Origin of the sequence: Citrobacter sp. TBCP-5362 (assembly GCF_005406305.1) — a bacterium.
Taxonomy (GTDB): Bacteria; Pseudomonadota; Gammaproteobacteria; order Enterobacterales; family Enterobacteriaceae; genus Citrobacter_B; species Citrobacter_B koseri.
Map to the genome: position 1 here is coordinate 1,658,448 of NZ_CP040234.1, position 21,487 is coordinate 1,679,934.

The 21,487-nt window shown below is 54.6% G+C and carries 17 protein-coding genes and 1 pseudogene; 17 read left to right on the forward strand and 1 reads right to left on the reverse strand.

The annotated features are described in order from the left end of the window. Window positions 1-19 precede the first annotated feature (19 nt). Window positions 20-1,873, forward strand: coding sequence for an outer membrane assembly protein AsmA (asmA, locus tag FD428_RS07940; RefSeq protein ID WP_012131693.1), 1,854 nt, complete (start codon window positions 20-22; stop codon window positions 1,871-1,873). Window positions 1,874-1,957: 84 nt separating this feature from the next. On the opposite strand, the gene FD428_RS07945 is transcribed toward asmA, so the two are convergent. Then, the gene (locus tag FD428_RS07945) at window positions 1,958-3,541 is read right to left on the reverse strand and encodes a TerC family protein (protein WP_058669389.1); all 1,584 of its coding nucleotides are present in this window, start codon (window positions 3,539-3,541) and stop codon (window positions 1,958-1,960) included. 691 nt (window positions 3,542-4,232) lie between these two features. On the opposite strand from FD428_RS07945, the gene FD428_RS07950 reads away from it, so the two are divergent. The 16 genes and pseudogenes from FD428_RS07950 (at window position 4,233) to wcaJ (ending at window position 21,479) form a co-directional block, all read left to right on the forward strand. Next, window positions 4,233-5,372, forward strand: coding sequence for a polysaccharide export protein (locus FD428_RS07950; protein ID WP_012131699.1), 1,140 nt, complete (start codon window positions 4,233-4,235; stop codon window positions 5,370-5,372). 5 nt (window positions 5,373-5,377) lie between these two features. Continuing rightward, window positions 5,378-5,821: a low molecular weight protein-tyrosine-phosphatase Wzb gene (gene wzb, locus FD428_RS07955; protein WP_012131700.1), complete on the forward strand. Its 444-nt coding sequence runs from the start codon at window positions 5,378-5,380 to the stop codon at window positions 5,819-5,821. Between the two features lie 2 nt (window positions 5,822-5,823). Further along, window positions 5,824-7,986 carry a tyrosine-protein kinase Wzc gene (gene wzc / locus FD428_RS07960; RefSeq protein ID WP_114848198.1) on the forward strand — a complete coding sequence of 721 codons (2,163 nt, stop codon included), beginning with the start codon at window positions 5,824-5,826 and terminating at the stop codon, window positions 7,984-7,986. Window positions 7,987-8,100: 114 nt separating this feature from the next. After that, window positions 8,101-8,943: a colanic acid biosynthesis glycosyltransferase WcaA gene (gene wcaA, locus FD428_RS07965; protein ID WP_114848197.1), complete on the forward strand. Its 843-nt coding sequence runs from the start codon at window positions 8,101-8,103 to the stop codon at window positions 8,941-8,943. A 2-nt stretch (window positions 8,944-8,945) separates the two neighbouring features. Next, window positions 8,946-9,434, forward strand: coding sequence for a colanic acid biosynthesis acetyltransferase WcaB (gene wcaB / locus FD428_RS07970; protein WP_049011279.1), 489 nt, complete (start codon window positions 8,946-8,948; stop codon window positions 9,432-9,434). Then, entirely contained in the window at window positions 9,431-10,648 is a 1,218-nt protein-coding gene (gene wcaC, locus FD428_RS07975) for a colanic acid biosynthesis glycosyltransferase WcaC (protein ID WP_047462595.1), read from the forward strand. The genes wcaB and wcaC overlap by 4 nt, the downstream gene beginning before the upstream one ends. Next, entirely contained in the window at window positions 10,623-11,843 is a 1,221-nt protein-coding gene (gene wcaD / locus FD428_RS07980) for a colanic acid polymerase WcaD (RefSeq protein ID WP_012131705.1), read from the forward strand. Before wcaC ends, wcaD begins: the two co-directional genes overlap by 26 nt. Before the next feature lie 12 nt (window positions 11,844-11,855). Beyond that, complete coding sequence (wcaE, locus tag FD428_RS07985) at window positions 11,856-12,602, forward strand: colanic acid biosynthesis glycosyltransferase WcaE (protein ID WP_012131706.1); 747 nt, start codon at window positions 11,856-11,858, stop codon at window positions 12,600-12,602. A 15-nt stretch (window positions 12,603-12,617) separates the two neighbouring features. Continuing rightward, window positions 12,618-13,172 carry a colanic acid biosynthesis acetyltransferase WcaF gene (gene wcaF, locus FD428_RS07990; RefSeq protein ID WP_114848196.1) on the forward strand — a complete coding sequence of 185 codons (555 nt, stop codon included), beginning with the start codon at window positions 12,618-12,620 and terminating at the stop codon, window positions 13,170-13,172. A gap of 23 nt (window positions 13,173-13,195) precedes the next feature. After that, window positions 13,196-14,317, forward strand: coding sequence for a GDP-mannose 4,6-dehydratase (gene gmd, locus FD428_RS07995; protein ID WP_114848195.1), 1,122 nt, complete (start codon window positions 13,196-13,198; stop codon window positions 14,315-14,317). A 2-nt stretch (window positions 14,318-14,319) separates the two neighbouring features. Further along, a complete protein-coding gene (locus FD428_RS08000) occupies window positions 14,320-15,285 on the forward strand; it encodes a GDP-L-fucose synthase (protein WP_047462602.1) in 966 nt (321 codons plus the stop codon). Window positions 15,286-15,287: 2 nt separating this feature from the next. Next, window positions 15,288-15,761: pseudogene (locus FD428_RS08005) on the forward strand (GDP-mannose mannosyl hydrolase); the annotation flags it as partial. Between the two features lie 86 nt (window positions 15,762-15,847). Then, complete coding sequence (gene wcaI, locus FD428_RS08010; RefSeq protein WP_047462609.1) at window positions 15,848-17,071, forward strand: colanic acid biosynthesis fucosyltransferase WcaI; 1,224 nt, start codon at window positions 15,848-15,850, stop codon at window positions 17,069-17,071. A 3-nt stretch (window positions 17,072-17,074) separates the two neighbouring features. Then, complete coding sequence (gene cpsB / locus FD428_RS08015) at window positions 17,075-18,511, forward strand: mannose-1-phosphate guanyltransferase (protein WP_012131712.1); 1,437 nt, start codon at window positions 17,075-17,077, stop codon at window positions 18,509-18,511. Window positions 18,512-18,659: 148 nt separating this feature from the next. Beyond that, window positions 18,660-20,030 (forward strand): colanic acid biosynthesis phosphomannomutase CpsG, encoded by a 1,371-nt coding sequence (gene cpsG / locus FD428_RS08020; protein WP_012131713.1) that lies wholly within the window; start codon window positions 18,660-18,662, stop codon window positions 20,028-20,030. Between the two features lie 54 nt (window positions 20,031-20,084). Further along, window positions 20,085-21,479 carry an undecaprenyl-phosphate glucose phosphotransferase gene (gene wcaJ / locus FD428_RS08025; RefSeq protein WP_114848193.1) on the forward strand — a complete coding sequence of 465 codons (1,395 nt, stop codon included), beginning with the start codon at window positions 20,085-20,087 and terminating at the stop codon, window positions 21,477-21,479. Window positions 21,480-21,487: the final 8 nt, after the last annotated feature.

Here is a 21,487-nt window from a genome sequence, read left to right on the forward strand (position 1 = left end):
CTGCTCCACTGAGGATAGCATGAGACGATTTCTGACGACGCTGATGATTCTCCTGGTCGTGCTGGTGGCCGGTTTCTCGGCGTTGGTGATGTTGGTGAATCCGAATGATTTCCGCGCGTATATGGTGCAGCAGGTCGCTGCGCGTAGCGGATATCAACTGCAACTGGATGGCCCTCTGCGCTGGCACGTATGGCCTCAACTCAGCATCCTCTCTGGACGGATGGCGCTGACGGCGGAAGGCGCCAGCGAACCCCTGGTTCGGGCCGACAATATGCGCCTGGACGTTGCGCTGTGGCCGCTTCTTAGTCATCAGTTGAAGGTTGAACAGGTGATGCTCAAAGGCGCGGTCATCCAGTTGACGCCGCAGACGGAAGCGGCGCGCCGGGAAGACGCGCCTGTTGCGCCAAAAGACAATACGCTGCCGGATGTCCCGGAAGACCGTGGCTGGTCTTTTGATATCAGCAGCTTACGCGTTGCTGACAGCGTGCTGGTGTTCCAGCATGAAGACGACGAGCAAATTACGGTTCGCGATATTCGCCTGCAAATGGAGCAGGATGAACAGCATCGCGGGACGTTTGATTTTTCCGGGCGGGTGAACCGCGATCAGCGCGATCTCTCGCTCTCCTTCAACGGAACGGTCGATGCGTCTGACTATCCGCACAACTTAACGGCCGGTATCGAGCAGCTCAACTGGCAGTTGCAGGGAGCCGATTTACCGAAACAGGGTATTCAGGGCCAGGGGCAATTACAGGCGCAGTGGCAGGAAGGGCAAAAAAGGCTCTCTTTCAGTCAGCTCAGTTTAACCGCCAACGACAGCACCCTGACCGGACAGGCTCAGGTGACGCTGAGCGATGAGCCGGAATGGGCGATCGATCTGCAATTTGGCAAGCTGAATCTGGATAACCTTCTTCCGCGAAATGACGTGGCAAGCACATCCAAAAACGTGGCGCAAACGGGGCAGCAGTCGACGCGGCCGCGGCCGGTTATCGCGTCCCGCGTTGATGAACCCGCTTATCAGGGGCTAAAAGGGTTTTCTGCGGCCCTCTCTCTGCGGGCGGATAACGCGCAGTGGCGTGGCATGGCGTTTACCGACGTGTCGGCGAAAATGACGAATCAGGCCGGTTTGCTGAATATCGTCGAGTTGCAGGGGAAACTCGACGGCGGTGAGATTTCTCTGCCCGGTACGCTGGACGCGAGAGCGGCAAATCCGCGCGCCGTGTTCCAGCCGCGCCTTGAAGATGTGGAAATTGGCACGATTCTGAACGCGTTTGACTATCCCATCGCGCTGACCGGCAAAATGTCGCTGGCGGGTGATTTTTCCGGCGCGGATATTGACGCCCAGGCGTTTCGTCACAGCTGGCAAGGGCAGGCGCATGTTGAAATGCGCGACACGCGTATGGAAGGGATGAACTTCCAGCAACTGGTGCAGCAGGCGGTAACGCGTAGCGGTGGCGATGTGCAGCAATCGCAGCAGAATTTTGATAACGCGACCCGCCTGGATCGCTTTGTCACCGACCTGACGCTGGATAACGGTAAGCTCACGCTGGGCAGCATGGAAGGGCAGTCTGCAATACTGGCGGTTTCCGGTAATGGCGCGTTGAATCTTGTTGAGCAGACCTGCGACACGCAGTTTAACGTGCGCGTGCTGGGCGGCTGGACAGGTGAAAGCAAGCTGATTGATTTCCTGAAAGAGACGCCGGTTCCGCTGCGCGTATACGGTAAGTGGCAGGCGCTGAATTACAATCTCCAGGTTGACCAGATTCTGCGTAAGCATTTGCAGGATGAAGCAAAACGTCGTCTGAGCGACTGGGCGGATCGTAATAAAGAGACCCGCAACGGTAAAGACGTGAAGAAGCTGCTGGATAAGCTGTAAGCGAATCTGAATGCCGGCTGTGAAAACAGACAGCATGTGTAGGCCGGGTAAGGCGTCAGTCGCCACCCGGCATGTCGTTCAGCCTTACACCTCGTAATCTAACTCGTCATCGCTACGTAACGGAATAATCTGCACTTTCTGTACGCGGTGACTCTCAACCTGCAAGGTTTTCAACAGGTAATCTCCCACCTGAACCTCTTCTCCGGTTTTCGGCACGCGTTGCAGGTATTCCATCAACAACCCCGCGATGGTGTGGTACTCGCGTTTCTCATCCAGCGGCAGCGGAACGTACTGCACCAGATCTTCCAGCGGCATATGGCCGTTGGCGGTCCAGGAGCCGTCCGGGTTTTTCTGAATATCGTGACGGGCGTCGATCTCTTCCACTTCGTTCGGCAGATTACCGGCGATGGTTTCCATGACGTCGCTCAGGGTTACGATCCCTTCAACGGAACCAAACTCATCCACGACAAAAGCAAAATGCGTGCGGGCGTTACGGAACTGCTCCAGCGCCGGAAGCAGCGGCAGCGTTTCAGGAAACACCAGCGGTTGACGGATCAACGCCCGCAGATCGAGCGGATCGCCGCGCAGCGATTGCTGTAGCAGGTCGATGACATGCACCACGCCAAGCAACTCTTCCTGTTCGTCCTCTCCGGTCACTACCAGACGCGTATGCTGGTTTTTTTCCAGCAGGGCGCGAATTTCCTCTTCAGGCGCGTCGAGATCGATGTGCTCAATATCATGGCGCGAGGTCATGATACTGCTGACGGTGCGCTGGTTGAGGTTCAGCACTCGCTCAATCATCTGCCGCTCTTGCGGGTTGAAAATCTGGCTGTCGTCATGATCCGCCAGCATGGCGGAGGTGTCAGCATCCAGCTCGGCATCCTCCTTTTTCCCGCTGAGCAAACGCATCACCGCTTCGGTGGTGCGCTGGCGCAACGTATGGTTGGCGGATAAGAAGCGACGGCGGTTGAAGATCGCCAGTTGGTTCAGCGCTTCAATCATCACCGAGAAGCCGATCGCGGCGTACAGATAGCCTTTCGGAATATGGAAGCCAAACCCTTCCGCCACCAGGCTGAAGCCGATCATCAGCAGGAAGCTGAGGCAGAGGATCACGATGGTTGGGTGGCTGTTCACAAACCGGGTCAGGGATTTACTGGCCAGCAGCATCAGGCTGATGGCGATAATCACCGCCGCCATCATCACCGCAAGGTGTTCGACCATCCCCACGGCGGTAATGACCGAGTCGAGGGAGAAGATGGCGTCCAGCACCACAATTTGCGCCACCACGCCCCAGAATTTCGCCCCTTTGCGTTGGGTGGGGTTATCGCTGTCTTTCCCCTCCAGCCGCTCGTTGAGCTCCATCGTGGCTTTAAAGAGCAGGAAGAAACCGCCAAACAGCATAATCAGATCCCGGGCGCTGAAGCTCAGGTCGCGTATGCTGAAGAGAGGCTTCGTCAGCGTGACCAGCCACGAGATAGACGCCAGCAACAGCAGGCGCATGATCATCGCTAACAGCAGCCCGGTAATGCGCGCACGATCGCGCTGCGCAGGCGGCAGTTTTTCAGCGAGGATGGCAATAAAGACCAGGTTATCAATGCCGAGGACTAACTCGATGACGATAAGCGTGACGAGTCCGGCCCAGATTGATGGATCGGCAATCCATTCCATAGTGAGAATAATACCTTTCGTTATATGACAGTTGTCACAATTCGATCATGGATAAAGCTGGCGCAAAATGCAATGACATAACGTCATTTCTCTTTCTTTTATATCAGGCTTTTATGCTGAAAACGTGGCGGAAAAATAACCATAAAGTTTCCATATGGTACGGTTTTTTTAATGTGGACATATTTCGGAAATATCGCAGGTTGGGCGTTAAATATAGAATTTGTCAACATCAATAAAATCCTAAAATTATAATTTCGCCACGCTTAATATTAATCTTAAAAAGGGTGAAGTACAGGCTTGTTGCCTTGCCTGCTATTACGTTAACTGCAACAATTCTTGCAGCATTAATGGTGGGCAACAAAAATATCCTGTCGCCGTCAAGCAGGCCATTACTGAGTAACTTTCTTATTTCCTGTGATGTTTCTCTGTCGCGAAGAAGAGGAAATAAAGAGGATTATAAAAACCTAAATTAATCAGTGTATTGGTAGCTAAAAAGCCAAGGGCGGTAGCGTGTCTGATAACCTGGTGACAAGTCTGAATTATTCTGTCAATAGCCTACGGATGAATCCAAATTTTTTAGGACTGATGCCAGTTAAATTTCTTTTCAATTAACTGCAATGTAAATGTGTACAGGCGAAGTCGCTATTTAAATTGCACGGGATAATTACTCTGCCAAAGTGATAAATAATCAATGATGAAATCCAAAATGAAATTGATGCCATTATTGGTGTCGGTAACCTTGATAAGTGGTTGCACAGTACTTCCGGGCAGCAATATGTCTACGATGGGTAAAGACGTGATCAAACAGCAAGACGCTGATTTTGATCTCGACCGTATGGTGAATGTCTATCCGTTGACGCCGCGCCTGGTGGAGCAATTACGACCACGTCCAAATGTGGCGCAGCCCAATATGTCACTGGACCAGGAGATCTCAAGCTACCAGTACCGCGTCGGCCCAGGCGATGTTTTGAATGTGACGGTCTGGGATCACCCGGAACTGACCACGCCCGCCGGGCAGTACCGCAGCTCCAGTGATACCGGCAACTGGGTTCAACCTGATGGCACCATGTTTTATCCCTACATCGGCAAAGTGACTGTGGTAGGCAAAACGCTGGGTGAAATTCGCAGTGATATTACCGGGCGCTTAGCGAAGTACATTGCTGACCCGCAGGTGGACGTTAATATCGCCGCTTTCCGCTCGCAGAAGGCGTATGTCTCCGGGCAGGTGAATAAATCCGGCCAGCAGGCGATCACCAACGTGCCGCTCACCGTTCTTGATGCCATCAACGCCGCAGGCGGTCTGACCGAAAACGCCGACTGGCGCAACGTCGTGCTGACGCACAATGGCCAGGAGCAGCGAATTTCTTTGCAGGCGCTGATGCAAAACGGCGATCTCAGCCAGAACCGGTTGCTCTACCCTGGAGACATCCTGTTTGTACCGCGTAATGACGATCTGAAAGTCTTCGTGATGGGTGAAGTGAAGAAACAGAGCACCCTCAAAATGGACTTCAGCGGTATGACGCTCACCGAAGCATTGGGTACGGCGGAAGGTATCGACCTGACCACCTCCAATGCCAGCGGCATCTTCGTGATTCGACCGCTGAAAGGCGAGGGCGGACGCAATGGCAAGATCGCCAATATTTATCAGCTTGATATGTCTGATGCCACTTCTCTGGTGATGGCGACGGAGTTCCGACTGCAACCTTACGATGTGGTGTACGTCACGACCGCACCGGTTGCGCGCTGGAACCGTCTGATCAATCAGTTGCTGCCGACCATCAGCGGTGTCCGTTATATGACGGATACGGCCAGCGACATTCATAACTGGTAAACGTCATGTTTAACAAAATCTTAGTTGTTTGCGTGGGGAACATTTGCCGTTCCCCAACGGCAGAGCGCTTGCTGAAAAGTTATCACCCGTCGTTAACGGTGGAGTCCGCCGGGTTGGGCGCGCTGGTGGGAAGGGGCGCCGACCGGTCGGCGGTCAGCGTGGCGGCGGCGCATAACCTCTCTCTTGAAGGTCATTGCGCTCGCCAGATCTCCGGGCGTATGTGCCGGGATTATGACCTGATTCTGGCGATGGAAAAACGCCATATCGCCAGACTGTGCGAGATGGCGCCAGAGATGCGCGGGAAAGTGATGTTGTTCGGCCACTGGGACAGCGAGCGTGAAATACCCGATCCGTATCGCAAAAGTCGCGAGGCGTTTGAAGCGGTGTACACATTACTTGAAAGGTCTGCTCGCCAATGGGCGCAGGCATTGAACGCAGAGCAGGTATAACAATGACAGAAAAAGTAAAACAGCTTGCCGCTCCGGTAACGGGCAGTGATGAAATCGATATCGGTCGCCTGGTGGGAACCGTCATTGAAGCGCGCTGGTGGGTGCTTGGCATTACGGCGGTATTTGCGCTGTGCGCGGTGATTTACACGCTATTCGCCACGCCGATTTACAGCGCCGACGCGCTGGTGCAAATCGAGCAAAATACCGGTAACTCGCTGGTGCAGGATATTGGCTCTGCGCTGGCCAATAAACCGCCGGCATCGGAAGCGGAAATTCAGCTGATTCAGTCGCGTCTGGTTCTGGGGAAAACCGTTGACGATCTCGACCTGGATATCTCCGTCACCAAAAACACCTTCCCGCTGTTTGGCGCAGGCTGGGAGCGCCTGATGGGGCGGCAGAATGAGACGGTGAAAGTGACAACGTTCACCCGTCCAAAAGAGATGGGCGAGCAGGTTTTCACGCTTAACGTGCTGAGTGACAAAACCTACGAACTGACCAGCGACGGCGGCTTTAGCGCGCGCGGTCAGGCCGGGCAACTGCTGAGTAAAGACGGCGTGACGATGATGGTGAGCGCTATCCATGCCCGCCCGGACAGTGAATTTACCGTCACTAAATTCTCCACGCTTGGGATGATCAACAATCTGCAAAACAACCTGACCGTGACGGAAAACGGCAAAGATACCGGCGTATTGAGCCTGGCCTTCACCGGTGAAGACAAGGATCAGATCCGCGATATTCTCAACAGCATCACCCGCAACTATCTCGAACAGAACGTTGAGCGGAAATCTGCGGAAGCGGCGAAAAGCCTGGCGTTCCTGGCGAAACAGTTGCCGGAAGTGCGCAGTCGCCTGGACGTCGCGGAAAACAAACTCAACGCCTTCCGTCAGGATAAAGACTCCGTGGACTTACCGCTGGAGGCCAAGGCGGTGCTGGATTCGATGGTGAATATCGACGCTCAGCTTAACGAACTGACCTTCAAAGAGGCGGAAATCTCCAAGCTGTTTACTAAAGCGCATCCGGCTTACCGCACGCTGCTGGAAAAACGTAAAGCGCTGGAAGACGAAAAAGCCAAACTGAACGGGCGCGTGACGGCAATGCCGAAAACGCAGCAGGAAATTGTGCGTCTGACGCGCGACGTCGAATCCGGTCAGCAGGTTTATATGCAACTGCTGAACAAGCAGCAGGAGCTGAAGATCACCGAGGCCAGCACCGTCGGGGATGTGCGTATTGTTGACCCGGCGATTGCCCAGCCGGGCGTGCTGAAGCCGAAAAAAGCGCTGATTATTCTTGGCAGCATTATTCTTGGCCTGATGCTCTCTATCGTCGGCGTGTTGCTGCGTTCGCTGTTTAACCGTGGGATTGAAAGTCCGCAGGTGCTCGAAGAACACGGCATCAGCGTCTATGCCAGCATTCCGCTGTCGGAGTGGCAGAAAGCGCGCGATAACGTCAAAACGATTAAGGGCGTTAAACGCTACAAACAGAGCCAGTTGCTGGCGGTGGGGAATCCAACCGATCTGGCGATTGAGGCGGTGCGTAGCCTGCGTACCAGCCTGCATTTCGCCATGATGCAGGCGCAAAACAATGTGCTGATGTTGACCGGGGTTAGCCCGTCTATCGGCAAAACCTTTGTCTGCGCCAACCTGGCGGCGGTCATCAGCCAGACCAATAAACGCGTGCTGCTGATCGACTGCGATATGCGTAAAGGCTATACCCACGAGCTGCTGGGCACCAACAACGTGAATGGTCTGTCCGACATTCTGGTGGGCAAAGGGGATATCGCCTCCTGCGCCAAACCCACTTCCATCCCGCATTTCGATCTGGTGCCGCGAGGACAGGTGCCGCCTAACCCGTCGGAACTGCTGATGAGCGAGCGCTTTGGCGAACTGATTGCCTGGGCCAGCACGCACTATGACCTGGTCTTAATCGATACGCCGCCGATTCTGGCGGTGACCGATGCGGCGATCGTCGGACGGCATGTCGGCACCACGCTGATGGTGGCGCGTTACGCTGTTAACACATTAAAAGAGGTGGAAACCAGCCTGAGCCGCTTTGAGCAGAACGGCATTCCGGTAAAAGGCGTAATCCTTAACTCCATCTTCCGACGGGCGACCGGTTATCAGGATTACGGTTACTACGAGTACGAATACAAGTCGGATTCAAAATAATAAGTCGCCTGATGACGCTGCGCTTATCAGGCCTACAGGGCCGACAAAATTGCTGGTGACTGTAGGCCGGATAAGGTGTTTACGCCGCCATCCGACACTATCCGGGGAATGAGAATGACAATAGACAACCCACTGATTTCGATCTACATGCCAACCTGGAATCGGCAGCAACTGGCGATTCGCGCGATTAAATCGGTGCTGCGCCAGGACTATACCCACTGGGAAATGATCATTGTGGATGACTGCTCCTCATCGTATGAGCAGTTGCAGCAGTTTGTTGAAGGGTTAAACGACCCGCGCGTGCGCTACACCCACAATGCGATCAATTCCGGCGCCTGCGCGGTGCGTAATCAGGCCATTATGCAGGCAAAAGGGCAGTACATCACCGGGATCGATGATGATGATGAATGGATGCCGAATCGTCTGAGCGTGTTCCTTGAACATAAGCATCAGCTGGTAACGCACGCGTTTTTATACGCCAATGACTATGTCTGCGAAGGCGAGGTTTACTCGCAGCCGGCCAGTCTGCCGTTGTACCCGAAATCGCCGTACTCACGCCGTCTTTTTTATAAACGCAATATCATTGGCAATCAGGTCTTTACCTGGGCCTGGCGTTTTAAAGAGTGCCTGTTTGATACCGAACTGAAAGCCGCGCAGGACTACGATATTTTCCTGCGTATGGTGGTTGAGTACGGCGAACCGTGGAAAGTGGAAGAGGCGACGCAGATTCTGCACATCAATCACGGTGAAATGCAGATCACCTCCTCGCCGAAAAAGTTCTCCGGCTACTTCCATTTCTACCGCAAGCATAAAGACAAATTCGACCGCGCCAGCAAAAAGTATCAGCTGTTTACGCTGTACCAGATCCGCAATAAGCGAATGACCTGGCGCACGTTGCTGACGCTGTTTTCTGTGCGTAACGGCAAACGCCTGGCCGACGGACTGCGGGGGCGTTAAGGATGCTGGAGGATCTACGCGCAAACAGCTGGAGTCTGCGCCCGTGCTGCATGGTGCTGGCCTACCGCGTCGCCCATTTTTGTTCCGTCTGGCGCAAAAAAAATGTGCTGAATAACCTGTGGGCCGCGCCGGTGCTGGTGCTGTACCGCCTGATGACCGAATGCCTGTTTGGTTACGAAATTCAGGCTGCCGCAACCATTGGCCGACGCTTCACCATCCATCACGGTTATGCCGTCGTGATCAATAAGCATGTCGTCGCGGGCGACGACTTCACCGTGCGTCATGGCGTCACCATCGGCAACCGGGGCGGCGACAGCCTGGCGTGCCCGGTCATTGGTAACGGCGTTGAGCTGGGCGCTAACGTCATTTTGCTGGGGGATATCACCATCGGCAATAACGTGACTATCGGGGCGGGCAGCGTGGTGCTCGACACGGTTCCCGATAACGCGCTGGTAGTGGGAGAGAAGGCGCGAGTGAAGGTAATTAAATGAATATTCTGCAATTTAATGTTCGACTGGCGGAAGGCGGCGCGGCGGGCGTGGCATTAGACCTGCACCTGCGCGCGCTACAAAAAGGCCTGACCTCGCACTTTGTCTATGGCTACGGCAAAGGCGGGAAGAAAAGCGTCAGCCACAGCAACTATCCGCATGTGATTAAACAGACGCCGCGTCTGACATCGGTCGCCAATATCGCGCTGTTTCGTCTGTTTAACCGCGACCTCTTTGGCAATCTCGATAACCTGTACCGCAAAGTGACCCGGACACCCGGCCCGCTGGTGCTGCATTTTCATGTGCTGCACAGCTACTGGCTGAATCTGGCAGAGGTTGTCGCTTTCTGCGAGAAGGTGAAAAACCATAAGCCGGACGTGAGGCTGGTCTGGACGCTGCACGATCACTGGAGCGTAACCGGACGCTGTGCCTTTACTGACGGCTGTGAAGGCTGGAAAAGCGGCTGTCAGAAATGCCCGACGCTGACCAATTATCCGCCGGTAAAAGTGGACAGAGCGCACCAGCTGGTGGTGGGCAAGCGGCAGCTGTTTCAGCAGATGCTCTCGCTGGGCTGTCAGTTTATCTCGCCCAGCCAGCATGTGGCGGAGGCGTTTAACAGCCTGTACGGGGCAGGGCGTTGTCGCATTATCAATAATGGCATTGATGTGGCGACCGAAGCGATTCTGTCCGAACTGTCACCGGTGAGCGAGCGCCAGGGCAAACCGAAAATTGCCGTGGTGGCGCACGATCTGCGCTATGACGGCAAAACAAACCAGCAACTGGTGCGCGACATGATGGCGGCAGGCAACAACATTGAGCTGCACACCTTCGGTAAGTTTTCCCCCTTCGACGGTGAGAACGTGGTGAATCACGGCTTTGAAACCGATAAACGCAAGCTGATGAGCGCCCTTAACCAGATGGATGCGCTGGTGTTCAGCTCCCGGGTCGATAATTACCCGCTGATTTTGTGTGAAGCGTTATCTATCGGCGTGCCGGTGATCGCCACGCACAGCGACGCGGCGCAGGAGGTGCTGGCAAAATCGGGCGGGCGAACGTTCAGTGAAGACGAGGTGCTGAACCTGGTGCAGATGAGCAAATCCGACATTGCCCAGGCCGTATTTGGCGCCTCGCTGGAGGCCTTTTGCGAGCGTAGCCGCACCGCATACAGCGGACAACAGATGCTGGAGGAGTATGTCTCGTTCTATCAGAATCTGTAGTTACCTGCTGCTGCCGCTGATCTACCTGCTGGTCAACGTCAAAATTGCCCAACTGGGCGAAAGCTTCCCCATCACCATCGTCACCTTTTTACCCGTTTTGCTGTTGTTGTTCATTGAGCGCATCAGCATTAAAAAATTGATGATTGCGCTGGGCGTGGGGGCAGGGCTGACGGCGTTTAACTACCTGTTCGGTCAGTCGCTGGATGCCAGCAAATATGTCACCTCGACGATGCTGTTTGTTTACATCGTCATCATTATCGGCATGGTGTGGAGTATTCGCTTTAAAACCGTTTCCCCGCATAACTACCGCAAGATATTACGTTTTTTCTATATGGTGGTGGCGTTTGTGGTGGCGCTGGCGGCAGTTGAGATGGCGCAGATCATTCTTACCGGCGGCAGCAGCTTAATGGAAGGAATTTCGAAATATCTTATTTACAGTAATAGCTATGTGCTGAATTTTATTAAATTTGGCGGTAAGCGAACCACTGCGCTCTATTTTGAACCGGCGTTTTTTGCTCTGGCGTTAATCTCAATTTGGCTCAGCATCAAACAGTTTGGTATCAAAACCCCTAAGACCGATGCTATGATTCTGGCAGGGATAATATTATCAGGATCATTTTCAGGGGTAATGACCTTTATCCTGTTTTACTTACTGGAGTGGGCATTTCAGTATCTGAATAAGGATGCGATAAGGAAAAAATTGCCACTGGCGATTATTTCGTTGGGCGTATTTTTAGTCGGTGTGGTTTTTGCGTTTCCTTATATCGCTGAACGTCTTGGAGATTTAGGAACGGAAGGTTCGTCATCGTATTATCGTATCGTTGGGCCATTAGTGATGGTCGGTTATTCGTTGACCCATATTGATGGCGTAGTCAGATTTGGCTCACTTTATGAATATGTCGCATCATTCGGAATTTTTAACGGTGCGGATGTCGGGAAAACAATAGACAATGGCCTGTATCTGCTGATTATTTATTTCTCATGGTTCGCGGTGTTATTGACCGCATGGTACATGTGGAAAATCTTAAAAATGACGCTGAATGCGTTTGGCGATAATCAGAATTTTCGGGTGCAGCTTTATCTCTTTACGCCGGTATCGTTGTTTTTTACCGGTTCGATATTTAGCCCGGAATATGCATTTTTAATCGTTTGTCCTTTTATTTTGCGCAAAGCGCTAAATATTACGAATTCATGACGAGGTGGTTTTATGTTACTTAGCGTCGTTACTGTCGCCTTTCGTAATTACGACGGCGTGGTAAACACCTGGCGCTCGCTGCGCAACCTGGCGCGCGATCCCAGCCTGACCTTTGAATGGATTGTCGTGGACGGCGGTTCGGATGACGGCACCGCCCAGTTTCTGGAAAAACTCAACGGTGAGTTTAACTTACGCTTCGTGAGTGAAAAAGATCGCGGCATTTACGACGCGATGAACAAAGGCATTGCGATGGCGCAAGGGCGCTATACTCTTTTCCTCAATTCCGGCGATGTGTTTCATGAAGATGTCACCGATTTTGTCCGTCAACTGGGGCGAAAAAATGATGACGCGATGTACATTGGCGACGCGTTGCTGGATTTTGGTGAAGGAAATAAAACCCGACGAAGCGCCAAACATGGCTGGTATATCTACCACAGCTTACCCGCCAGCCATCAGGCTATTTTCTTCCCGACCGCAGGGCTGAAAAAACATCCATACGATCTGCAATATAAGGTGTCATCTGATTACGCGCTGGCAGCCAGTCTTTATAAATCAGGCTATCCTTTCCGTCGAATCAAAGGGTTGGTGTCTGAATTTTCTATGGGCGGCGTGTCAACCTCAAACAATCTGGAATTATGCCGGGATGCAAAAAACGTGCAGCGTAAAATATTACGTGTCCCCGGGTTCTGGGCGGAATTATCTTATTTATTACGTCTGAAAACGACAGGCAAAGCAAAAGCCTTATATAACAAAGCCTGAATATAAGGAAAAATGATGCAGGATTTAAGCGGCTTCTCGGTGCCGAAAGGGTTCCGGGGCGGCAATGCAATAAAAGTGCAATTATGGTGGGCGGTGCAGGCGACGTTATTTAGCTGGTCGCCGCAGGTGATGTATCGCTGGCGCGCATTTTTATTACGGATGTTTGGCGCAAAAATAGGAAAAAACGCAGTCATCCGACCTTCTGTAAAAATTACGTATCCGTGGAAATTGACGTTAGGTGATTACGCCTGGGTCGGCGATGACGCCGTTTTATATACGCTGGGTGAGATTACGATTGGCGCACACTCTGTTATTTCGCAGAAAAGCTATTTATGTACCGGCAGCCATGATTATGCCAGCGCCCATTTTGATATTAACGCCACGCCAATTGTGATTGGCGAGAAATGCTGGCTGGCGACGGATGTCTTTGTCGCTCCCGGCGTAACGATAGGCGACGGCACCGTCGTTGGTGCGCGAAGCAGTGTTTTTAAATCGCTACCGGCAAACACAATCTGCCGTGGCAATCCCGCAGTGGTAACGCGCGAGCGCGTTGAGAAAGTTACTCCCTAACGGGACTATTTGAGGAAAATAAAATGTCAAAAGTCGCTCTCATTACTGGCGTAACCGGGCAGGATGGTTCTTACCTGGCGGAACTTCTGCTGGAGAAAGGTTACGAGGTTCATGGTATCAAGCGTCGCGCGTCTTCGTTCAATACCGAACGCGTGGATCATATCTATCAGGACCCGCATGCCAGCAACCCGAAATTCCACCTGCACTACGGTGATCTGACCGATTCATCCAACCTGACCCGCATTTTGCAGGAAGTGCAGCCGGATGAAGTCTACAACCTGGGGGCAATGAGCCACGTTGCGGTTTCGTTTGAGTCCCCGGAATACACCGCCGACGTAGATGCGCTGGGTACGCTGCGTCTGCTGGAGGCAATCCGCTTCCTGGGCCTGGAAAAGAAAACCCGTTTCTATCAGGCTTCCACCTCTGAGCTGTACGGTCTGGTGCAGGAAATTCCACAAAAAGAGACCACGCCGTTCTATCCGCGCTCTCCGTATGCCGTCGCCAAACTGTACGCCTACTGGATCACCGTTAACTACCGCGAATCCTACGGCATCTACGCCTGTAACGGCATTCTGTTCAACCATGAATCTCCGCGTCGCGGCGAAACCTTCGTGACCCGCAAAATCACCCGCGCGATTGCCAATATCGCTCAGGGGCTGGAGTCCTGCCTGTTCCTCGGCAACATGGATTCCCTGCGTGACTGGGGCCATGCCAAAGACTACGTCAAGATGCAGTGGATGATGCTGCAACAAGAGACGCCGGAAGATTTCGTGATCGCGACCGGCGTACAGTACTCCGTGCGTCAGTTCGTCGAAATGGCGGCGGCACAGCTGGGAATCAAACTGCGCTTTGAAGGGGAAGGCGTGGAAGAGAAAGGGATGGTCGTTTCTGTCACCGGTCATGACGCGCCGGGCGTGAAGCCGGGTGATGTGATTATCGCCGTTGACCCGCGCTACTTCCGTCCTGCGGAAGTGGAAACCCTGCTGGGCGACCCGTCAAAAGCGCACGAGAAGCTGGGCTGGAAACCGGAGATCACACTCCAGGAGATGGTGTCTGAAATGGTTGCGAAAGACCTGGAAGCGGCGAAGAAACATTCCTTGCTGAAATCTCATGGCTACGAGGTTGCCATCGCGCTGGAGTCCTGAGGATGATGAAACAACGTATTTTTGTGGCGGGCCATCGCGGGATGGTGGGTTCCGCCATCGTAAGACAGCTGGCGCAGCGCGAGGATGTGGAGCTGGTGCTCCGCACCCGCGACGAGCTGAATTTGCTGGACAGCCGGGCAGTACAGGCATTCTTCGCTGAAGAACGCATTGACCAGGTTTATCTGGCGGCGGCGAAGGTGGGCGGTATTGTCGCCAACAATACGTACCCGGCCGATTTCATCTACGAAAACATGATGATTGAGAGCAACATCATTCACGCCGCGCATCTGCACAACGTGAACAAGCTGTTGTTCCTCGGTTCCTCCTGTATCTACCCCAAACTGGCAAAACAGCCGATGGCGGAAAGCGAACTGCTGCAAGGGTCGCTTGAACCAACCAACGAGCCGTATGCCATCGCCAAAATTGCCGGGATCAAACTGTGCGAGTCCTGGAATCGCCAGTTTGACCGCGATTACCGCTCGGTCATGCCGACCAACCTGTACGGGCCGCATGACAACTTCCACCCGAGTAATTCGCACGTCATTCCCGCGCTGCTGCGTCGCTTCCATGAAGCGACCGAACAGAACGCGCCGGATGTAGTGGTATGGGGTAGCGGGACACCGATGCGCGAGTTCCTGCATGTGGATGATATGGCTGCCGCCAGCATCCATGTGATGGAGCTGGATCGCGAAGTGTGGCAAGAGAACACGCAGCCGATGCTCTCGCACATCAACGTCGGTACTGGTGTGGATTGCACCATTCGGGAGCTGGCGCAAACGATCGCTCAGGTCGTGGGCTACAAAGGGCGGGTGGTGTTTGACGCCACGAAACCGGACGGCGCGCCGCGCAAACTGCTCGACGTAACGCGCCTGCATCAGCTTGGCTGGTATCACGAGGTGTCGCTGGAGGCCGGGCTTGCCAGCACTTACCAGTGGTTCCTTGAGAACCAGCACCGGTTCCGGGGGTAAACATGTTTTTACGTCAGGAAGATTTCGCTACCGTCGTGCGCTCTACGCCGCTGATCTCCATTGATTTGATCGTGGAGAATGAGCGCGGCGAGTTCCTGTTGGGCAAGCGCACCAATCGCCCTGCGCAGGGTTACTGGTTCGTACCGGGCGGGCGCGTGCAGAAGGATGAGACGCTGGAAAAAGCGTTTGAGCGTCTCACTCAGGCGGAACTGGGGCTGCGTTTACCGCTGTCCGCAGGCGCGTTTTATGGCGTCTGGCAGCACTTCTATGACGATAACTTCTCCGGCGAAGACTTTACCACTCATTACGTTGTGCTTGGTTTTCGCCTGAAGGTGAATCAGGCGGATCTGCATCTGCCTGATGAACAACATGAAGATTATCGCTGGCAGACGCCTGAGCGGCTTCTGGCAAGCGCCAGCGTTCACGACAACAGTCGGGCGTACTTCCTCGCGGATCGTCAGTCCGGGGCGCCTGGATGTTACACGAAATCATTCAGCCTGAATCAAGGCGGCAGGGGTGAGCAGATGCAGCCAACGCAGAGTCAGGTTGAAGGATGAAGCGTATGAGAATCCTTGTGTACGGCATCAACTACTCGCCGGAGCTAACCGGCATCGGTAAATACACCGGCGAGATGGTGGAGTGGATGGCGCGTGAAGGGCATGAAGTTCGGGTGATCACCGCGCCGCCTTATTACCCGCAGTGGAAAGTGGGCGAGCAGTATTCCTCCTGGCGTTATCGCCGGGAAGAGGGGGCGGCCACCGTCTGGCGCTGCCCGTTATATGTTCCGACGCAGCCATCGACGCTGAAACGCTTGCTGCACCTGGGCAGTTTCGCCCTGAGCAGTTTCTTCCCGCTGATGGCGCAGCGACGCTGGAAGCCGGATCGGATTATCGGCGTGGTGCCGACGCTGTTTTGCACGCCGGGTATGCGTTTGCTGGCGAAACTCTCCGGCGCGCGCACGCTGCTGCATATTCAGGACTACGAGGTGGATGCGATGCTCGGTCTGGGGCTGGCCGGGCAAGGCAAGAGCGGTAAGGTTGCCCGACTGGCCGCCGCGTTCGAGCGCAGCGGTCTGCACAACGTCGATAACGTCTCCACCATCTCCCGTTCAATGATGAATAAAGCGCAGGAGAAAGGGGTCGCGGCAGACAAGGTGATTTTCTTCCCTAACTGGTCGGAAGTGGCGCGTTTTCGTGACGTGACCGCTAGCGATGCGGCCCGCTTACGCCAGACGTTGGGGTTGCCGGATGATAAAAAAATCATTCTGTACTCTGGCAATATTGGTGAAAAACAAGGGCTTGAGAACGTGATTGACGCTGCTGAGCGTCTTACCGATCGCCCCTGGTTGTTTGTCATTGTCGGGCAGGGCGGCGGCAAAGCGCGGCTGGAAAAAATGGCCCGTGAGCGCGGCCTGGATAACGTCAAATTTTATCCGCTTCAGCCTTATGAAGCCTTACCTGCGCTGCTGAAGATGGGCGATTGCCATCTGGTGGTACAAAAGCGCGGCGCGGCGGATGCCGTTTTGCCGTCGAAACTGACCAATATTCTGGCGGTGGGCGGCAACGCGGTGATTACCGCTGAACCGGAAACCGAACTCGGTCAGCTTTGTCGCGACTATCCCGGCATTGCCGTTTGCGTGGAGCCGGAGTCGGTCGACGCGCTGGTGACGGGGATTACCCAGGCGCTTGCCATGCCTGAGAACAACACGGTGGCATGCGAATATGCCGAACGCACGCTCGATAAAGAGAACGTGTTACGTCAATTTATTACAGATATTCGGGGATAAATCATGGGTCAACGTAAACTTTATCCGGTCGTGATGGCGGGTGGCTCGGGTAGCCGTTTATGGCCGCTTTCTCGTGTACTTTATCCAAAACAGTTTCTCTGCCTGAAGGGCGATCTCACCATGCTGCAAACGACTATTTGTCGTCTGAACGGCGTGGAGTGCGAAAGCCCGGTGGTGATCTGCAATGAGCAGCACCGCTTTATTGTCGCCGAACAGTTGCGCCAGCTAAACAAACTGACGGAGAACATTATTCTCGAACCTGCCGGGCGCAATACCGCGCCAGCGATTGCGCTGGCGGCGCTGGCGGCGAAACGCCATAGCCCGGAAGGCGATCCGCTGATGCTGGTACTGGCGGCCGATCACGTCATCGCTGATGAAGGAGCGTTTCGCGACGCGGTGCGTAACGCCATTCCGTATGCCGAAGCGGGCAAGCTGGTCACGTTCGGTATCGTGCCGGATCTGCCGGAAACCGGCTACGGCTATATTCGTCGCGGCGATGTCTCTCCCGGCGAGCAAGACGCGGTTGCTTTTGACGTCGCGCAGTTTGTCGAAAAACCCAATCTTGAAACCGCGCAGGCCTACGTGGCGAGCGGCGACTACTACTGGAACAGCGGGATGTTCCTGTTCCGCGCCGGGCGTTATCTGGAAGAACTGAAAAAATACCGTCCCGATATTCTGGACGCCTGCGAAAACGCGATGAGCATCGTTGACCCCGACCTCGACTTTATCCGCGTGGATGAAGAGGCGTTCCTCGCCTGCCCGGAAGAGTCGGTGGACTACGCGGTGATGGAGCGCACGGCGGATGCGGTGGTTATGCCGATGGATGCCGGCTGGAGCGACGTGGGTTCCTGGTCTTCACTGTGGGAAATCAGCGCGCACACCGCCGAGGGAAACGTGCATCACGGCGACGTTATTAGCCATAAAACGGAAAACAGCTACGTTTATGCGGAGTCGGGCCTGGTGACGACCGTCGGGGTGAAAGACCTGGTGGTTGTACAGACCAAAGATGCGGTGCTGATTGCCGATCGCAATGCGGTGCAGGATGTGAAAAAAGTGGTGGAGCAGATTAAAGCTGACGGGCGTCATGAGCACCATATCCACCGTGAAGTCTACCGGCCGTGGGGCAAATACGACTCTATCGACGCCGGCGACCGTTATCAGGTGAAACGTATTACCGTTAAACCCGGCGAGGGGCTCTCCGTGCAGATGCATCACCATCGGGCGGAGCACTGGGTGGTGGTTGCAGGGACGGCAAAAGTCACCATCAACGGCGAAATCAAACTGCTCGGTGAAAACGAGTCTGTCTACATACCTCTGGGGGCGACCCACTGCCTGGAGAATCCGGGAAAAATTCCGCTCGACCTGATTGAAGTCCGCTCCGGTTCGTACCTTGAAGAGGACGACGTGGTGCGCTTCGCCGATCGCTACGGGCGGGTGTAAGCCTGGTAAGTTGCCGGATGGCGCGTTGCTTATCCGGCCTACAGGTCCGTAGTCCCGGTAAGCGTAGCGTCACCGGGCAATAAAACAAAAATTGAAAAAGGCTCTTACGAGAGTCAGGGCCAACTGTTGCCTGAAGAAGGGTAAAAACATGACGAAATTAACCTGTTTTAAAGCCTACGATATTCGCGGCAGGCTGGGCGAAGAGTTGAATGAGGATATCGCGTGGCGTATTGGCCGCGCTTACGGCGAGTTCCTGCAACCGAAAACCATTGTGCTGGGCGGCGATGTGCGCCTGACAAGCGAGTCGCTGAAACTGGCGCTGGCGAAAGGGTTGCAGGATGCGGGCGTTGACGTACTGGATATCGGCCTTTCCGGCACGGAAGAGATCTATTTTGCGACCTTCCATCTGGGCGTCGATGGCGGTATTGAAGTGACCGCCAGCCATAACCCGATGGACTACAACGGTATGAAACTGGTGCGCGAGGGCGCGCGCCCCATCAGCGGCGACACCGGCCTGCGCGACGTGCAGCGTCTGGCGGAAGCCAATGATTTTCCACCGGTCAACGAAGCCAGACGCGGCAGCTATAAGCAGATCAATCTGCGTGACGCCTACATCGACCACCTGTTCGGCTACATCAACGTCAACAATCTCACGCCATTGAAGCTGGTCATCAACTCCGGCAACGGCGCGGCAGGCCCGGTGGTGGATGCCATTGAAGCCCGCTTTAAGGCGCAGGGCGTGCCGGTTGACTTCATCAAAATCCACAACACGCCGGACGGCAACTTCCCGAACGGCATCCCTAATCCGCTGCTGCCGGAGTGTCGCGATGACACCCGCAACGCCGTTATTGAACACGGCGCAGATATGGGCATTGCCTTCGACGGGGATTTCGACCGCTGCTTCCTGTTCGATGAGAAAGGGCAGTTCATTGAGGGCTACTACATTGTCGGCCTGCTGGCGGAGGCATTTCTGGAGAAACACCCGGGAGCGAAGATCATCCACGACCCGCGTTTGTCCTGGAACACCGTTGATGTGGTGACGGCGGCGGGCGGCACGCCGGTGATGTCGAAAACCGGCCATGCCTTTATTAAAGAACGTATGCGCCATGAAGATGCTATCTACGGCGGCGAAATGAGCGCCCATCACTACTTCCGTGATTTTGCGTACTGCGACAGCGGGATGATCCCGTGGCTGCTGGTGGCGGAGCTGGTATGTCTGAAAGGGCAGTCGCTGGGGGAACTGGTGCGTGACCGGATGGCGGCGTTCCCGGCCAGCGGTGAAATCAACAGCAAACTGGCAGAGCCTGCGGCCGCCATCAGCCGGGTGGAAGCACACTTTGCGCGCGAAGCGCTGACGGTGGACAGAACTGACGGCATCAGCATGTCGTTTGCCGACTGGCGCTTCAACCTGCGTTCTTCCAATACCGAACCGGTGGTGCGGTTGAACGTGGAATCACGCGGCGACATTCCGCTGATGGAAGCGCGAACGCGAACCCTGCTGACGTTGCTGAATCAGTAATGTCGGTTCTTCCCTTACCCGGCGACGGGTAAGGGGCTAATAACAGGAACAACGATGACAAATCTAAAAAAGCGCGAGCGAGCCAAAACCAATGCATCGTTAATCTCTATGGTGCAACGCTTTTCGGATATCACCATCATGTTTGGCGGGTTATGGGTTGTCTGCAAGCTGAGCGGATTGCCTTTCCTGTATATGCATCTGTTGGTGGCGCTGATCACGCTGGTGGTTTTTCAGATGCTGGGCGGCATAACTGATTTTTACCGTTCCTGGCGCGGCGTGAAGATTTCGACGGAACTGGCGCTACTGCTGCAAAACTGGACGCTGAGTCTGGTCTTCAGCGCGGGCCTGATTGCCTTCAATAACGACTTCGATAACCGTCTTACCGTCTGGCTGGCGTGGTATGCGCTCTCCAGCGTGGGTCTGGTGGTCTGCCGCTCGTTCATTCGCTACGGAGCCGGATGGCTGCGTAACCGTGGGTACAACACGCGCCGGGTGGCGGTGGCGGGAGATCTTCCTGCCGGTCAGTCGCTGCTGGACAGCTTCCGCAAGGAGCCGTGGTTGGGTTTTGAAGTGGTCGGCGTTTACTACGATCCGAAACCGGGCGGCGTCTCTTCTGACTGGGCCGGAAATCTGCAACAACTGGTTGAGGATGCTAAAGCCTCACGCATTCATAACGTCTATATCGCCATGTCGATGAGTGATGGGGCGCAGGTAAAAAAACTGGTGCGCGCTCTGGCGGACACTACCTGCTCGGTAATCCTCATCCCGGATGTTTTTACCTTCAATATTCTGCACTCGCGTATTGAAGAGGTAAGCGGCGTGCCGGTCGTGCCGCTGTATGACACGCCGCTGTCAGGGGTCAATCGTCTGCTGAAACGCGCGGAAGATATCGTGCTGGCGTCGCTGATTCTGCTGCTGATCTCTCCGGTGCTGTGTTGCATTGCGCTGGCGGTCAAATTCAGTTCGCCAGGGCCGATCATTTTCCGTCAGACCCGTTATGGCATGGACGGTAAGCCGATCAAAGTGTGGAAATTCCGCTCCATGAAGGTGATGGAAAACGACAAAGTGGTGACGCAGGCGACGCAAAATGACCCGCGTGTAACCCGCGTGGGGAATTTTCTGCGCCGTACCTCGCTTGATGAACTGCCGCAGTTTATCAACGTTCTGACCGGCGGCATGTCTATCGTCGGGCCGCGCCCGCACGCGGTGGCGCATAACGAGCAGTATCGCCAGCTTATCGAAGGCTACATGCTGCGCCATAAAGTCAAACCCGGCATTACGGGGTGGGCGCAGATCAACGGCTGGCGCGGCGAGACCGACACGCTGGAGAAAATGGAAAAGCGCGTGGAGTTTGATCTGGAGTACATCCGCGAGTGGAGCGTGTGGTTTGACATCAAGATTGTTTTTCTGACGGTGTTCAAAGGCTTTGTGAATAAAGCGGCGTACTGAGGAACGAT

What these genes read in the sequence shown, in the direction of transcription:
- FD428_RS07945 (WP_058669389.1), bottom strand. Translation starts at nt 3,541, where the DNA reads ATGGAATGGATTGCCGATCCATCAATCTGGGCCGGACTCGTCACGCTT.
- wcaB (WP_049011279.1), top strand. Translation starts at nt 8,946, where the DNA reads ATGCTGGAGGATCTACGCGCAAACAGCTGGAGTCTGCGCCCGTGCTGC.
- FD428_RS08000 (WP_047462602.1), top strand. Translation starts at nt 14,320, where the DNA reads ATGATGAAACAACGTATTTTTGTGGCGGGCCATCGCGGGATGGTGGGT.
- wzb (WP_012131700.1), top strand. Translation starts at nt 5,378, where the DNA reads ATGTTTAACAAAATCTTAGTTGTTTGCGTGGGGAACATTTGCCGTTCC.
- wcaD (WP_012131705.1), top strand. Translation starts at nt 10,623, where the DNA reads ATGTCTCGTTCTATCAGAATCTGTAGTTACCTGCTGCTGCCGCTGATC.
- cpsB (WP_012131712.1), top strand. Translation starts at nt 17,075, where the DNA reads ATGGGTCAACGTAAACTTTATCCGGTCGTGATGGCGGGTGGCTCGGGT.
- cpsG (WP_012131713.1), top strand. Translation starts at nt 18,660, where the DNA reads ATGACGAAATTAACCTGTTTTAAAGCCTACGATATTCGCGGCAGGCTG.
- wcaC (WP_047462595.1), top strand. Translation starts at nt 9,431, where the DNA reads ATGAATATTCTGCAATTTAATGTTCGACTGGCGGAAGGCGGCGCGGCG.
- wcaJ (WP_114848193.1), top strand. Translation starts at nt 20,085, where the DNA reads ATGACAAATCTAAAAAAGCGCGAGCGAGCCAAAACCAATGCATCGTTA.
- wcaI (WP_047462609.1), top strand. Translation starts at nt 15,848, where the DNA reads ATGAGAATCCTTGTGTACGGCATCAACTACTCGCCGGAGCTAACCGGC.
- wcaA (WP_114848197.1), top strand. Translation starts at nt 8,101, where the DNA reads ATGACAATAGACAACCCACTGATTTCGATCTACATGCCAACCTGGAAT.
- FD428_RS07950 (WP_012131699.1), top strand. Translation starts at nt 4,233, where the DNA reads ATGATGAAATCCAAAATGAAATTGATGCCATTATTGGTGTCGGTAACC.
- gmd (WP_114848195.1), top strand. Translation starts at nt 13,196, where the DNA reads ATGTCAAAAGTCGCTCTCATTACTGGCGTAACCGGGCAGGATGGTTCT.
- wzc (WP_114848198.1), top strand. Translation starts at nt 5,824, where the DNA reads ATGACAGAAAAAGTAAAACAGCTTGCCGCTCCGGTAACGGGCAGTGAT.
- wcaE (WP_012131706.1), top strand. Translation starts at nt 11,856, where the DNA reads ATGTTACTTAGCGTCGTTACTGTCGCCTTTCGTAATTACGACGGCGTG.
- asmA (WP_012131693.1), top strand. Translation starts at nt 20, where the DNA reads ATGAGACGATTTCTGACGACGCTGATGATTCTCCTGGTCGTGCTGGTG.
- wcaF (WP_114848196.1), top strand. Translation starts at nt 12,618, where the DNA reads ATGCAGGATTTAAGCGGCTTCTCGGTGCCGAAAGGGTTCCGGGGCGGC.